Raw genomic sequence first — 13,420 nt, forward strand, 5'->3', positions numbered from 1 at the left:
GAAAACTCCAGACGGATCGGTGGGGGCAGCTTAGCTGTCTGCGCATAGGTACGCTTATGCGCACGTGCATGCTTTGTTTGCCGAATGGTAGAAATCGCCGCAATCGCGCGTTTTGTTCGGGTTTTCCCGTAGTTGACGGCATGAATCACACCTTGGCTTGACGCTGCGCAAAGCGCCCCGGTAACGTTACTGCCGGCCCCCTCGGGCTCCGCCTGGACTGCTTCGCTGTGAATAACCTAGTCGCCAATCGCTTGCATGCCTATGTGCCGCACACCTACGAGGTGGTCGGCCTGGAACCCGCCGGGTCGGCCTGCTTCATCAAGACGCGGCCGGTGGGCTCCGGAATGTCGGGCTACCGCGATACGCTGGTGCTGGGGGCCGGCCTGTCGGCCAGTTGGGCCGACGTGACCCGGCCACGCGCCATGGAAGAGCACTACGACTGCAGCGGCGCGCTGAAGATACACCTGCGCATGGCCGGTTATTCGTCGGTGACTGACGGCGGCGAGGTGCCGCATGGCGTCGATGCGCTGTCGTGCAGTGCCCTGCTGCAGCCCTGCGGCGCCCGCAAGATCGAGATTTTCGGCACCGGCGATCGCGAACGGTCGGTCACTATTTCATGTACGCGCGATTACCTGGTAGACGAACTGGGGCTGGATGCCGGCCGCTACGGCGGCGCGCTGGGCCGCTACCTGGACGACGATCCCATTGCGTTCGCGTTGTTCCGGGCCGGGATGACAGCGGCCATGCAGCAGGCCGCGCAATGCTTTTTCGAACCGATAGACGATCGCTACATGCGCCGCTTGCTTTTGCAGGCGCGCGCCGAAGATATCGTGAGGCACTTTTTTGCCTGCATGCGCGCGGGTGACGCGGCGGGCGAGGTCCGGCCGCGCGATCGCGCGATGGCCGACCGGGTGGCGGCACGCCTGGCCGATACGTTTCGCGATCCGCCCAGCGTACGGGAACTGGCCGGCCAGGCCGGCGTCAGCGTGTCGAAGCTGTCGCGCACGTTCAAGGCCGTGCATGGCGCCACGCTGTCGGAATACTTGCTGTCCATCAGGATGCGGCATGCCATGGTGCTGATACGCGCCGCGCAGCTACCGGTGACGCAGGTGGCTTTTGAAGTCGGCTATGACCATGCCGGCAATTTCTCCACGGCGTTTCGCAGGCATTACGGCGTATCGCCGCGGGCCGTCGGCGCTACGCATCGTGGAAGATCGTGAATTCGTCGACCGCCACGCGGTCGGTGCGATATTGGTTGGCGGGTTCGTCGGGGTCTTGGTAGCCGATTGAAATGCCGCAGGCCACCACCTGGTCATCGGGGATGCCCAGGTGCTGCTTGATGATGTCGGGATAGTTTGCCAGCGCCGCCTGCGGGCAGGTGTCGAGCCCGCCGCCGCGCGCCATCACCATGATGTTCTGCAAGAACATGCCGTAGTCCAGCCAGCTACCTTTGTCCAGGTCGTTGTCGATGGTGAACAGCAGCACGCAGGGGGCGCCGAAGAAGTCGAAGTTCCTGGCATGCTGGCGTGCCGATGCCTGGCGGTCGCCCTTCTGGATGCCCAGCAGGCTGTACAGGCCCCAGCCCGTTGCGCGGCGCCGGTCGATATAGGGGCTGCGCCAATTGACCGGGTAGTACTGGTACTCGCGGCGTTCGGGCTCGCCGCGCGCGTGCGCCTGTATCAGCGCCTGCGCCAGCGCATCGCGCTTGGCGCCCGTGACGACGTGTACTTTCCAGGGCTGTATGTTGCTGCCGCTGGGCGCGCGCGCCGCCGCCTGCAGAATGCGGCGGATCAGGTCGGGCGGAACCGGGTTGGGCAGGAAGCCGCGCACGCTCTGGCGCGACACGATGGCTTGTTCGACGGCGTGCAGCGTATCGTTCATGGCTAAGGCCTGTTCACACTTGAAGGAGCCGCGCGCGGGTTCTCGGCGTCGGCATCGGCGGGGGCGCTGGGAACCAGTTGCGGCCCGCCATATTTGAATGAGCCTTGCGCCGAGGCCAGGACGCGGCCATCGGGCGTGCAGACTTCGGCGCGTGCGAAATAGATCTTGCGGCCCCGCCCGGTCACCGTGCCGGTGGCGATGACCTTGCCGGCGGTGACCGAGCTGATGAAGTTGATGGCCAGCGAAATCGTGACCGCATTGCCCTGGCTGTCGTCGGCTTGCGGCACCAGGCCGGAATAGCCGCAGGCGGCATCCAGCAGGGCGCAGACTACGCCGCCTTGCAGCGCGCCCTGGCGGTTCAGGTGCCGGGGGTGCAGGTCCATGCTGAGCACTATCTGGCCATCGCCCCAGCTTTGGATGATGGCGCCCAGCGAGTGCAGAAATGGATTATGTTCGAAACCGGTCATGGGTGTTTCAGGGTAGCGACGCGAATGGCCAGATCATACCGTTGACTGCGCCGCGGTGCGGGCGGCGGGCCGTGGCGCTACCATAAGCGATTCTTCAGAACCGCAATGGGGCAGGTGCGAATCATGAGTGCGCAGCAACAGCAAACCCGCAAGACCATTACCGCCATCCGCCAGGCCAAGGGTCCCGGCAAAGTGGTGGCCCTGACGGCCTACACTGCGCCGATGGCGCGCCAGCTCGATCCGCATGCCGATCTGTTGCTGGTGGGCGACTCTCTAGGCATGGTGGTGTATGGCTTGCCCAGCACCTTGGCCGTGACGCTGGACATGATGATCGCGCACGGCGCGGCGGTGGTGCGGGGCTCGACGCAGGCGTGCATTGTGGTGGACCTGCCGTTTGGCAGCTACCAGGCATCGCCCATGCAGGCTTTCCAGTCGGCCGCGCGGGTGCTGGCCGAAACCGGCGCGCAGGCGGTCAAGCTGGAAGGCGGGGCCGAGATGGCCGACACGGTGCAGTTCCTGACCGAACGCGGCGTGCCGGTGGTCAGCCATATCGGCTTGATGCCGCAGCAGGTCAACACGGTGGGCGGCTACAAGGCGCAAGGCATGCAGGCCGACGGCAGCGACCGCATCCTGCACGATGCGCAGGTGCTGCAGGCTGCGGGCGCGTTCGCGCTGGTGGTCGAATGCACCGCCGAGGCAGTGGGCCGCCGCGTCACCGAAGCACTGCAGATTCCCGTGATCGGCATCGGCGCGTCGCCAGCCTGCGATGGGCAGATCCTGGTTACCGAAGACATGCTGGGCATGTCGGGTGCCAGGGTGCCGAGGTTTGTGAAGCAGTACGCGCAGTTGGGGGGCGAGATCGAGCGGGCGGCGGCGCAGTATGCGGCGGATGTGCGCGCGGGGGCGTTTCCGGCGGCGGAGCATTGCTTTGGTGTGCGGGCGGGGGCGTGATGGCTGGTCTTGTGGCTTGCGGTCGCTGGGCGCTGGCGCGTTGAGTTCAAGGTCGAATTCAGGCGGCTGCTGCCTGCGAGGCTCGGTCTTGCATGATGCTGGGCCGCGCGTTGGGCAGGGTGGCGGGCCAGTCCTGGTTGAAATGGGCGCCGCGGCTTTCGCGGCGGGCGGCGGCGGCGTGCACGATCAGGGTTGCGACTTGCAGCAGGTTGCGCAGTTCCAGCAGGTCGGGGCTGATGTGGCCGGCTTGCCAGCGTCGGGTGATGTCGGCGCTGCGTTGTGCCAGGTGTTGCGCGGCGCGGGCCAGTGACGCATCGCTGCGCACGATGCCCACCTCGTCGCGCATCAATTGCCGCAGGGCCTGGCGGTCGTGCGCAAGTGTCGGGTGTGGCGTGTCGTTGACGCGTATGTCCGGTGCATGGGCTGGGGTGGCAGCGGGCGCGGCGGCGGGCAGGGCCAGGATCGCCTGCGCCGCGGCATGGCCCGTCACCACACATTCCAGCAGCGAGTTGCTGGCCAGGCGGTTGGCGCCGTGCAGGCCCGTGCAGGCGGTTTCCCCCACGGCATACAGGCCGGGCAGGTCGGTGCGCCCGGCAGTGTCGGCGACCACGCCGCCGCAGGTGTAGTGCGCGGCGGGCACGACCGGGATCGGGTCGGTGGCCATGTCGATGCCCAGCGCCAGGCAGCGCGCATAGATGTTGGGAAAGTGTTCCTGCAGGAAGTCGCGCGGGCGGTGGGTGATGTCCAGGTACACGCAATCCAGGCCGTGGCGCTTGATTTCCGTATCGATGGCGCGCGCCACCACGTCGCGCGGGGCCAGTTCGGCGCGCGCATCGTGCGCCGGCATGAAGCGCGTGCCATCGGGCAGGCGCAGCAGGCCGCCCTCGCCGCGCACCGCTTCGGAAATCAGGAAAGCATCGCCCTGCGGGTGATACAGGCTGGTGGGATGGAATTGCATGAATTCCAGGTTGGCCACGCGGCAGCCGGCCCGCCAGGCCATGGCGATGCCGTCGCCCGTGGCCGTGGGGGGCGTGGTGGTGTGGGCATAGACCTGCCCTGCGCCGCCGGTGGCTAGCACTACGTGTGGCGCGGCCAGTGTAAGCAGCCGGTCGTGTCGGGCATCCAGCACGCGCAGACCCTGGCAGTGCGCGGGCCCGGCCAGTATCACGTCGATGGCGTAGTGCTGTTGCAGCAGCGTGATGTTCGGATGCCGGCGCGTCCGCTCGCCCAGCGCGGCGACCACGGCGCGGCCGGTGGCGTCGGCCGCGTGCACGATGCGTCGACGGGTATGCCCGCCTTCGCGCGTCAGGTGCAGCGCGGCCTGGGCGGGTGCGTCGGTGGAAAAGGCCACGCCCTGGTCTTGCAGCCATCCAATCGCACGGCGTGCATCGGCGGCGATGCGGCGCGTGGCTTCGGCATCGCACAGGCCGCCGCCGGCGGCCAGCGTATCGCGCACATGTTCGTCCACGCTGTCTTGCGGGTCCAGCGCGGCGGCGATGCCGCCTTGTGCGCGATGGCTGGCGCTGTGTTCGATGCCGCCCTTGGCCAGTACCGCCACGCGGCAGTGCGGGGCCAGCTCCAGGGCGGTGGCCAGGCCGGCCAGGCCGCTGCCCACGATAAGCACGTCGTATGTCATGGTGCTTGCTCCTGTCAGGCGGGGCCGACCCGTTCGTACAAGGGCATGTCGCGGGCCAGGTCGCCGCTGGCGCGCACACGCTGCTTGCGTTGTTCGGCGAACGCCAGCATGCGGTCGATGGGCACCTTGGCGCGCCGGCCCAATGCCGGGTCCAGCACGATTTCGTTGCGGCCGTGTTCCAGCACGTCGGCCAGGCCGGCCAGCTCGTTCATGGCCATCCACGGGCAGTGTGCGCAGCTTTTGCAGGTGGCGCTGTTGCCCGCGGTGGGGGCGGCGATGAAGGCCTTGCCCGGCGCCGCGGCGCGCATCTTGTGCAGAATGCCCTGGTCGGTGGCCACGATGAACTGCCCGGCGTCGAGCTCGCGCGCGGCGTCGATCAGCTGCGTGGTGGAACCCACCACGTCGGCCTGGGCCAATACCGCCTGGGGCGATTCCGGATGCGCCAGCACCCGGGCCTGCGGATGCTCGGCGCGCAGCAGTTCCAGTTCGGTGCCCTTGAATTCATCGTGCACGATGCAGGCGCCCTGCCACAGCAGCATGTCGGCGCCGGTCTGGCGTTGCACGTAGTTGCCCAGGTGCCGGTCGGGCGCCCACAGGATACGCTCGCCGCGCGCATGCAGGTCGGCCACCACGTCCAGCGCGATCGACGAGGTAACCACCCAGTCGGCGCGTGCCTTGACCGCGGCGCTGGTGTTGGCGTAGACCACCACCGTGCGGTCGGGGTGGGCATCGCACCAGGCGGCGAAGTCGTCATCGGGACAGCCCAGGTCCAGCGAGCACGTGGCTTGCAGGTCGGGCATCAGGATGCGCTTCGACGGGCTGAGGATCTTGGCGGTTTCGCCCATGAACCGCACGCCGGCCACGACCAGTGTCCGGGCGGGGTGGTCGCGGCCGAAGCGGGCCATCTCCAGCGAGTCGCCCACGCAGCCGCCGGTGGCCTCGGCCAGCTCTTGCAGATCGGCATCGACGTAGTAGTGGGCCACCAGCACGGCGCGTTCGCGCGCCAGCAGGTCGCGGATATGCGCGATGACAGCGGCCCTGCGGGTGGCCGGCAGGGGCTGGGGTACACGGGCCCAGGCTTGCCCGACCGAAGTGGGGCAATGGGATGCCTGGATGGGCGTGGCAGGCAGATCGAATTCAACCGGCCGGGTGGCGGGCGTTTCCATGCTTGAGGTCTCCAGGGCGGTGGTCCGGTAGGCCGCCCATTTATGCTCATATAGAGCATTTATAGATCAAAAAAAGAGGCGTGCGTATTTATGCTACGTCTGAGCATAAGTGAGTGTCAAGCCCCAGCATGCCGGCGGCCAGGCAGCGCTTCAGGCCGGCCAGGCTCGTACCGAATCCACGAAGCGCTGGGCGGCGGGCGCCAGTGTGCCGCGCCAACCGAGCGCGAAGGGCAACACCGGCCCGGCGGGGCGCAGCGGGCGATACGCGACATCCGGCCGCGGCAGCCGCGCGATGCCGGCGGTGACCAGCCCCATGCCGATGCCGGCTGATACCAGCGCGGCCAGCGAGGTCATGGGCGTGACCTCTTGCACGATGTGCGGGCTGATGCCGGCGTCGTGGAACATCGCGATGACGCGGTCGTAGATACTGGGGCCCACGCCGCGCGGCGCAATCAGGAAAGGTTCGCCGGCCAGGTCGCGCACGGCCACGGTCTTGCGGCGCGCCAGGCGATGCGTGGTTGGCAACGCCAGCACCAGGCGTTCGCCGGGCAGGCTGGCCGTCGACAGGCCCGGGGTGTACAGCGGTGGGTGCAGTACCGCCACGTCCAGCGCATCGGCTGCCAGTGCGTTTTCCAGCGAAGGCGAGTTCATCTCGGCCAGTTCGACATGCACGTCGGGATAGCGGGCGCGGAATTCACGTACGCAGTGCGGCACCATGCCGTACGTTGCCAGCAGCGTGAATCCGATACGCAGCAGCCCCGTTTCACCCTGCGCGGCGCGGCGCGCCTGTTCTTTGCCCGCCGAGATCCGGGCCAGGGCGGCGCGCGCATGCGGCAACAGGGCCGCGCCGGCCGCCGTCAAGGCCACGTGGCGGCGGTCGCGCACGAACAGCGCAGTGCCGATCTCGTCTTCCAGGTTCTGGATGCGGGCGCTCAGCGCCGGTTGTGTCAGGTGCAACTGCTGTGCGGCGCCGCGGAAGTTGAGCGTGTCGGCGACGGTGATGAAGCAGGCCAGGCTGCGCATGTCCATGGTGAAAGGCCGGTATGAGGCTGATCAGGAAACCTGATCACAGGCCGGTAATTTTCGATTGGACGGTGATCAGGCATTTGTTCGATCATGCCATCGGCGTGAGCATCGGACAACGCTGCGCGCCATCTTCACGGGGATCCATCATGCAATCACGTTACTTGCTGTGTGCGGCCTGGTTGCCGCTGGCCGCCTGGGCCGCGCCTTTGCCCCCCTGGGCCGCCGATATCGATGCCGGCACACTGGCCGTTATCGCCGACGGCGACTTTGTTGCGCAAACCTACGCCACCGGCCGCCTGGCGCCGGTTGACGCGGGCTGGCAGGACACGTTGGCGGTCTGGACGCGCCGCAACGGCGCCTGGACGCACGGCCGCATCCCGGTATCGAACTCGGTGACGGCGGCGCCCGAGATCCTGGCCCTGGCGCCCGGGGGCGCCACTGCCTTCGTGGTCGAACGCCTGGGAATGCGCCAGGGCGATGCGCAGACCGTGCGCGACCTGCCGGCAGGCAGCCGCCTGTTCGCGGTGGACCTGGGCGCGCCGCAGGCGCCGCGCATCGCCGCCACCCTGGATGTCGGGCCCTTGCCGGAAGCGTTGTCCGTCAGCGCCGATGGCCGTCGCGTCGCCGTGGTGGCCAATTCGCCGGACGACAGCCTGCTTACCCTGGCGCGCTACGAGCAGGGCCGGTTCGATGGCGTGCAACGCTTCACGCTGCGCGAACTGGGCGTCGAGGTCACCAGCACCGCCCCGCGGGCGGGGCTTACGGCCACCAATGTGCACTGGCATCCCTCGGGCCGGTATCTGGCGGTCAACCTGAACACGCTGAATCGTGTCGCGTTTTTCCAGGTGGACGAGGCTGGCGATGGCGCGCTGGCGCTGCGTCCATGGGGCGAACCTGTCGTGGTGGGCACCGATCCGTTCGTGGGCCGGTTCACGCCAGATGGCCGCTACTATCTGGCCGCCAACTGGGGGCGCGATTTCAGCGCCACGACGCTGGATGGCCGCGTGCCCGCCCGGCCGTCGTCGATCAGCGTCATCCGCCTGGCCGATGGCGATGGCACGCGGCATGCGCAGGTGGGCCGCACACAGACCGACGAGTCTTCCGAGGGCTTGGCCGTCAGCCCGGATGGCGGGCTGGTGGCCACGGTGAACATGCGCGGCACGCCGTTCCCGCCGGACAGCCCACGGTTTGCGCGCCAAGCCAGCGTGTCGTTGCTGACGCTCGATGCCTCTACCGGGAATTTGTCCAAGGTGGCGGATTATGCGTTCGAGGGCGTGCTGCCCGAGGGCGCCACCTTCGATGCCTCGGGCAACTATTTGCTGGTCACGGTGTTCCAGTATCACGCCGGCGGGCCGGCAGGGGGCGGGCTGGAAGTATTCCGCGTCGTGCGCGACGGTACGCCTGCACTGCGGCACGTGGGGCGCCTGCCGATGCCGCATGGCACCCATCACGTCGCGGTGGCGCGCTAGGGTCTGCGGCAGGCTGCAATCCCGCGAAAAAGTAGGACAATGGCCCAGGCATTTCCGCGTTCACCAACGGCGCAAGCCATGACCTGGAGCACGAAGATGATTAGAAGAATGCAGTTTGCCCTGGCCGCCGCAGCGGTATCGCTGTCGGCCGTGGGCATGCCCGCGGCCGCGCAGACCGTGATGAAGGTGGGTACCGAGACGAACGGCGTGCCGTTTTCGTTCCTGGACCCGGCCACCCACCAGATGCAGGGGTTCATGGTCGACCTGATCCAGGCCGTGGGCAAGCATGCCGGCTTCACGCCGGCTGTCGAGGCCATGGATTTCTCGGCGCTGATCTCGTCGCTGACGTCCCAGAAAATCGACATCATTGCCTCGGCCATGTACATCACTGACAAGCGCCGCCAGGTCATCGACTTCACCAAGCCTGTCTATACCTATGGCGAAGGCATGATCGTGCCTGCCACCGACAAGACCGACTACGACTCCTACCAGGCTTTCAAGGGCCGCGTGGTGGGGGCGCAGGTCGGCACGGTATACGGCGAATCGCTCAAGAACACGGGCCTGTTCAAAGAGGTGAAGATCTACGACACCATTCCGGACATCATCCGCGATGTGAATGCCGGGCGCATCGACGCCGGTATTGCCGATTACCCCACGCTTTCCTACTATCTGGGCCTGGGCCAGTTTCCGCGTACGCGCCTGGTGCAAAGCTACAAGGCCTCGCTGCCCGGCTCGATCGGCCTGGGGCTGCGGCAGGGCGAAGACGCGCTGAAGCAGAAGCTGCAGGCTGCGCTGGACGAAATCAAGCGCAACGGCGAACTCGATGCGCTGCTCAAGAAGTGGAAGCTGGTGTAACGCGCGGGGGGCATGGACGCAAGTCCACGCCCCGGCTCGGCAACTGAACAAGGAACATCCGGTAGTCATGCGGCTGGTGATCAACTCCGGGGGGCCGCAGGGCCTGCCCGAATGGCGCAAGTATTTCGGCGAGTTTGCGCCTGCACTGGAAATCTGCGGCCGCCACGAACCGCTGGCCGATCCCGGCCAGATCGGCTATGCCCTGGTATGGGAACCCGACCCCGGCTGGCTGGCGTCATTGCCCAACCTGAAGCTGATCATCAGTTCGGGGGCCGGCGTAGACCACATCCTGGCCGATCCGCAGCGGCCCGTCCACGTGCCCATTGCACGGCTGGTGACCCAGGAAACCGCGGGCGAGATGAGCGAGTTCGTATTGGCGGCGGCGCTGGCCATCACCAAGGACCTCAAGCGCTTTGCCAATGACCAGGCAATCGGCCGCTGGGATACGCCCGAAGTGCCGCGCATGATGCGCGACATGCGCGTCGGCGTCATGGGGCTGGGATACCTGGGCGCGGCCACGGCCACGCTGCTGGCGCGCACCGGTTTTCCCACCGCCGGCTGGTCGCGTTCGCCGGCGCGACTGCCGGGTGTGGAAAGCTACGCCGGGCCGCAGCGATTGGCCGCGTTCCTGGCGCGCACCGACATCCTGGTATGCCTGCTACCCGGCACCGACGCCACGCGCGGCATCCTGGGCGCCGAGACATTCGCGCAATTGCCGCGCGGCGCGGCGCTGATCAGCGTGGGGCGCGGCTCGCACATGGTAGAGCCCGACCTGCTGGCGGCGCTGGGCAGCGGCCAGTTGTCGCAAGCGGTGCTGGATGTCTTCGACATCGAACCCCTGCCGGCCGATTCGCCGCTGTGGCGGCACCCGGGCGTCATGGTGACGCCGCATTGCGCCGCCACGCCCACCCGCCGCGAGCGCGCCCGCTATGTGGCCGAACTGATCCGCCGCTGCGAGGCCGGCGAGGCCTTGCCCAACCTGTACGACCCGGCCAAGGGCTACTGAGGCGATCGGGGCAGCCAGCGCGCCAGCCAGAAACGGGTTGCCCTGCGGCCCGGCAATGGCGCTAGCTGACAAACCGGGGCAAAAACAGCGATATCGCCGGAAACAGGATCAGCACGGTCAGGCGCCCGATATCGCTTACCACGAACGGCATCACGCCGCGGAATATCGTTTGCGTGCTGACGCCGGGCAGCAGGCCGCGCAGCACGAACACGTTCATGCCGAACGGGGGGGTGATAAAGCTGATCTCGGTTACCACGACCACGATGATGCCGAACCAGATCAAATCGAATCCCAGGCTTTGCACCAGCGGATAGAACACCGGTACGGTCAGCAGAATCATCGACATGCTTTCCAGTACGCAGCCCAGCACGATGTAGATGCCGCAAATGGCGAAGATCACCGCCAGCGGGCTCAGGTGATAGTGCTGCACCAGCTCGAGCAGGTCGCTCGGCAGCGAGGTGAAGTTGATGAAGTTGGCCAGCATCAGCGCACCGATCATCACCAGGAATATCATGCCGGTGGTCTTGGCCGATTCCACTACCACCTCGACGAAGGTGCGCCAGTTCATGGTGCGTCGGCAGCACGCGAAGACAAAGCCCAGGAAGGCGCCGATACCGGCCGCTTCCGCGGGGGTGAATACGCCGGCATAGATGCCGCCCATCAGCATGGCGATCAGTGCCAGCACCCCCCACACCTGGCCCAGCGCGTGGCGGATTTGCGGCCACGTACTGCGCTGGCCTGCCGGCCCGGCGCCGGGGTCGCGGTGCACCACCCAGGCCACGGCACCCATGTAGCAGGCGATGGCCAGCAGGCCGGGCAGCACGCCAGCGGCGAACATCTTGCCGATGCTTTGTTCTGTCAGCAGGCAGTACACCACCATGATGATGGACGGGGGAATCAAGATCCCCAGCGTGCCGCCTGCCGCGATCGAGCCGGCAGCCAGTTTCTCGCTATAGCCGATGCGGCGCATTTCCGGGTAGGCCACTTTGGCCATGGTCGCGGCGGTGGCCAGGCTAGAGCCGCAAATCGCGCCGAAGCCGCCGCAGGCAACGATGGTGGACATGGCCAGCCCCCCTCGGCGATGCCCCAGCATGGCGTGCGCGGCCGCATAGAGTTCGCGCGACATGCGCGACTGGGTCACGAAGTTGCCCATCAGGATGAACAGCGGCAGTACGGACAGCAGATACTGGAACCCGCTTTCATAGATGACCGACCCCGCGCTGGCATAAGCGGCATTCCAGTTGCGCAGCAGCCCCAGGCCGATGAACCCGACCAGCGCCATGGCGAACGCCACGGGTACGCGCAGGAACACCAGCGTCAGCATGACGCCCAGGGCAATCAGTGATTCGGTCATGGCGTATGGCTTCCTGTGGCGGGTCCGGCGTGGAAGAAATTGGCCGCCTGGCAGACGGCATCCAGGGCAAGCATGACCGCCATGAAGTAGACGAACGGGGCGAGCGGAATACCGAGCATGGCGGTGATGTCGCCGTATTCGGCGGTGCTTTCCGCCTTGGCCCACGTTACCCAGGCCAGGAAGCCGCTGACCGCCGTGGCGATCAACGCGCCGAATCGGTCTTGCAGGCGCACCGCGCGGGCCGAGAACAAATGGCTGAACCCGTCCACGGTGATGTGGCCGCGCGCGCGGGTCATCAGGGGAATGCTGGAGAAGATCACCGCGATCATCATCAGTTCTACCAACTCCACCGATCCGATGATGGGGCGATTCAACAGATAGCGGCCTGCCGCGTCGATCACGGTAAGCAAGCTCATGCCGCACAGGCTGGCCACCGCGATGGCCTTCAGCGCCGTCATGACGGCGCAATTCAGGTATTTCATGGTGTTCTCGCAGTAACGGACCCCGGCCATCCGGGTTGGCCGGCCGGGGCCGGCCGAACCTGCCTGGCCACGGTCATTGGCCGTCGAGCTGCTTGATCTCGGCGCGGAACGAGGCCAGCGCCGCCGGGCCGTCTATGTTCTTGGCGGCGGCGGCGTCCAGCCAGGCTTTCTCGAACCCTTGCGTGCGTTCCCGCACGGCCGCCACCAAGGCATCGTCGGCTTTCACGAGCTGTATGGTGTCGCCGGCCAGTACCTTGTGGGCCTCGGCGTCGTGCTTGTCCCATGCCTTGCCGGCCAGCTCGGCAAGATGGCGGCCCGACAGCTTCAGCAGGGTTGCCTGGTCTTTCTTGGACAGGCGCGCGAAGGCGTCGCGATTCATGATCACGGCGTGAGTGTCGGAATACAGCCCGCCCGGGAAGACCGTGGCATGCTTGATGATGCCGTCCAGCTTGAAAGAGACCAGGGATTCGGCCGGGAAGAACACGCCGTCGACGACGCCTGTGCTCAGCAGTTCATACGATTCGGGAGCCGGCTTGGCGATTGGACTGGCACCGACCGCCTGGGCGACGTCGGCCGCCATGCCGCCGCCCACGCGGATCTTCAGCCCCCGGAAGTCGTCGATGCTGGTAATGGGTTTGTTGGTCGTGAATGCGATGCCGGGCCCGTGGGCATAGATGCCCAGCAACCGTACGCCTTTGTGCTCGTCTGCTCCCAGCAGATATTTCTCGTAGGTATCCCATGCCGCGACCGAGCGTGATACCGCTGTGTTGCCCGAGAACGGCATCACGGCAAACTTGGTCAACTGGAACCGGCCCGGGTAGTAGGCGTGCGATACGAACGAAATGTCCACCAGGCCGTCGCGTACCGCATCGAAATGGCCCGCCGGGTTGGTGACCGCCTTGGGTAGCAGGCGCAGCGTGACGCGGCCTTCGGTGGCCTGTTCGATCTCTTTTCCCCAGGGCACGATGAAATCGGCGATCACGGCGTGGGTGGGGGGTAGCCAGCTCGATACGGTCAGCTCTACCTTCTGGGCCTGGACGGCCAGCGGGGCGGCCAGCGCCGCGCCGGCGGTCAAGATGATGGCCAGGGATTTGATCATGGTGTCTCCTCGGTATGGTCTCGGTTTT

Annotated in this window: 13 protein-coding genes; 5 read left to right on the forward strand and 8 right to left on the reverse strand. The window is 66.8% G+C overall.

The features are described from left to right. Positions 1-227 precede the first annotated feature (227 nt). On the forward strand, positions 228-1,220 hold the full coding sequence (locus KW845_RS29740; RefSeq protein WP_218371184.1) for a helix-turn-helix transcriptional regulator: 993 nt from the start codon (positions 228-230) through the stop codon (positions 1,218-1,220). On the opposite strand, the gene KW845_RS20645 is transcribed toward KW845_RS29740, so the two are convergent. Further along, on the reverse strand, positions 1,198-1,881 hold the full coding sequence (locus tag KW845_RS20645) for a nitroreductase (protein WP_218371185.1): 684 nt from the start codon (positions 1,879-1,881) through the stop codon (positions 1,198-1,200). The genes KW845_RS29740 and KW845_RS20645 overlap by 23 nt on opposite strands. A 2-nt stretch (positions 1,882-1,883) precedes the next feature. After that, complete coding sequence (locus KW845_RS20650) at positions 1,884-2,348, reverse strand: PaaI family thioesterase (protein ID WP_255592771.1); 465 nt, start codon at positions 2,346-2,348, stop codon at positions 1,884-1,886. A gap of 123 nt (positions 2,349-2,471) precedes the next feature. Here KW845_RS20650 and panB point away from each other — a divergent pair, with 123 nt between their 5' ends. Next, positions 2,472-3,299, forward strand: coding sequence for a 3-methyl-2-oxobutanoate hydroxymethyltransferase (panB, locus tag KW845_RS20655; protein ID WP_218371186.1), 828 nt, complete (start codon positions 2,472-2,474; stop codon positions 3,297-3,299). Positions 3,300-3,357: 58 nt separating this feature from the next. Here the strand turns inward: panB and nadB are convergent, their stop codons facing one another. From nadB to KW845_RS20670, 3 genes are all read right to left on the reverse strand, one after another. Beyond that, positions 3,358-4,935, reverse strand: a complete 1,578-nt coding sequence (gene nadB, locus KW845_RS20660; protein WP_218371187.1) for an L-aspartate oxidase — start codon at positions 4,933-4,935, stop codon at positions 3,358-3,360. Positions 4,936-4,949: 14 nt separating this feature from the next. Further along, positions 4,950-6,101 carry a quinolinate synthase NadA gene (nadA, locus tag KW845_RS20665; protein WP_218371188.1) on the reverse strand — a complete coding sequence of 384 codons (1,152 nt, stop codon included), beginning with the start codon at positions 6,099-6,101 and terminating at the stop codon, positions 4,950-4,952. A 150-nt stretch (positions 6,102-6,251) separates the two neighbouring features. After that, a complete protein-coding gene (locus tag KW845_RS20670; RefSeq protein ID WP_218371189.1) occupies positions 6,252-7,130 on the reverse strand; it encodes a LysR family transcriptional regulator in 879 nt (292 codons plus the stop codon). Positions 7,131-7,273: 143 nt separating this feature from the next. On the opposite strand from KW845_RS20670, the gene KW845_RS20675 reads away from it, so the two are divergent. From KW845_RS20675 to KW845_RS20685, 3 genes are all read left to right on the forward strand, one after another. Beyond that, positions 7,274-8,596: a beta-propeller fold lactonase family protein gene (locus tag KW845_RS20675; protein ID WP_218371190.1), complete on the forward strand. Its 1,323-nt coding sequence runs from the start codon at positions 7,274-7,276 to the stop codon at positions 8,594-8,596. 96 nt (positions 8,597-8,692) lie between these two features. After that, the gene (locus KW845_RS20680) at positions 8,693-9,451 is read left to right on the forward strand and encodes an ABC transporter substrate-binding protein (RefSeq protein ID WP_218371191.1); all 759 of its coding nucleotides are present in this window, start codon (positions 8,693-8,695) and stop codon (positions 9,449-9,451) included. A 67-nt stretch (positions 9,452-9,518) separates the two neighbouring features. Continuing rightward, on the forward strand, positions 9,519-10,457 hold the full coding sequence (locus tag KW845_RS20685; RefSeq protein WP_218371192.1) for a glyoxylate/hydroxypyruvate reductase A: 939 nt from the start codon (positions 9,519-9,521) through the stop codon (positions 10,455-10,457). Positions 10,458-10,518: 61 nt separating this feature from the next. Here the strand turns inward: KW845_RS20685 and KW845_RS20690 are convergent, their stop codons facing one another. From KW845_RS20690 to KW845_RS20700, 3 genes are all read right to left on the reverse strand, one after another. Beyond that, entirely contained in the window at positions 10,519-11,811 is a 1,293-nt protein-coding gene (locus KW845_RS20690; protein ID WP_218371193.1) for a TRAP transporter large permease, read from the reverse strand. After that, complete coding sequence (locus KW845_RS20695) at positions 11,808-12,293, reverse strand: TRAP transporter small permease (protein WP_218371194.1); 486 nt, start codon at positions 12,291-12,293, stop codon at positions 11,808-11,810. The genes KW845_RS20690 and KW845_RS20695 overlap by 4 nt, the downstream gene beginning before the upstream one ends. Positions 12,294-12,366: 73 nt before the next feature. Continuing rightward, a complete protein-coding gene (locus tag KW845_RS20700; RefSeq protein ID WP_218371195.1) occupies positions 12,367-13,392 on the reverse strand; it encodes a TRAP transporter substrate-binding protein in 1,026 nt (341 codons plus the stop codon). Positions 13,393-13,420 lie beyond the last annotated feature (28 nt).

Origin of the sequence: Bordetella sp. BOR01, assembly GCF_019218885.1 — a bacterium.
In the GTDB taxonomy this organism is placed as follows: Bacteria; Pseudomonadota; Gammaproteobacteria; order Burkholderiales; family Burkholderiaceae_B; genus Bordetella_A.

Bases quoted from the DNA above. Each gene is read 5' to 3' on its own strand.
- KW845_RS20645 (WP_218371185.1), bottom strand. From the start codon at position 1,881: ATGAACGATACGCTGCACGCCGTCGAACAAGCCATCGTGTCGCGCCAG.
- KW845_RS20650 (WP_255592771.1), bottom strand. From the start codon at position 2,348: ATGACCGGTTTCGAACATAATCCATTTCTGCACTCGCTGGGCGCCATC.
- panB (WP_218371186.1), top strand. From the start codon at position 2,472: ATGAGTGCGCAGCAACAGCAAACCCGCAAGACCATTACCGCCATCCGC.
- nadB (WP_218371187.1), bottom strand. From the start codon at position 4,935: ATGACATACGACGTGCTTATCGTGGGCAGCGGCCTGGCCGGCCTGGCC.
- nadA (WP_218371188.1), bottom strand. From the start codon at position 6,101: ATGGAAACGCCCGCCACCCGGCCGGTTGAATTCGATCTGCCTGCCACG.
- KW845_RS20670 (WP_218371189.1), bottom strand. From the start codon at position 7,130: ATGGACATGCGCAGCCTGGCCTGCTTCATCACCGTCGCCGACACGCTC.
- KW845_RS20675 (WP_218371190.1), top strand. From the start codon at position 7,274: ATGCAATCACGTTACTTGCTGTGTGCGGCCTGGTTGCCGCTGGCCGCC.
- KW845_RS20680 (WP_218371191.1), top strand. From the start codon at position 8,693: ATGATTAGAAGAATGCAGTTTGCCCTGGCCGCCGCAGCGGTATCGCTG.
- KW845_RS20685 (WP_218371192.1), top strand. From the start codon at position 9,519: ATGCGGCTGGTGATCAACTCCGGGGGGCCGCAGGGCCTGCCCGAATGG.
- KW845_RS20690 (WP_218371193.1), bottom strand. From the start codon at position 11,811: ATGACCGAATCACTGATTGCCCTGGGCGTCATGCTGACGCTGGTGTTC.
- KW845_RS20695 (WP_218371194.1), bottom strand. From the start codon at position 12,293: ATGAAATACCTGAATTGCGCCGTCATGACGGCGCTGAAGGCCATCGCG.
- KW845_RS20700 (WP_218371195.1), bottom strand. From the start codon at position 13,392: ATGATCAAATCCCTGGCCATCATCTTGACCGCCGGCGCGGCGCTGGCC.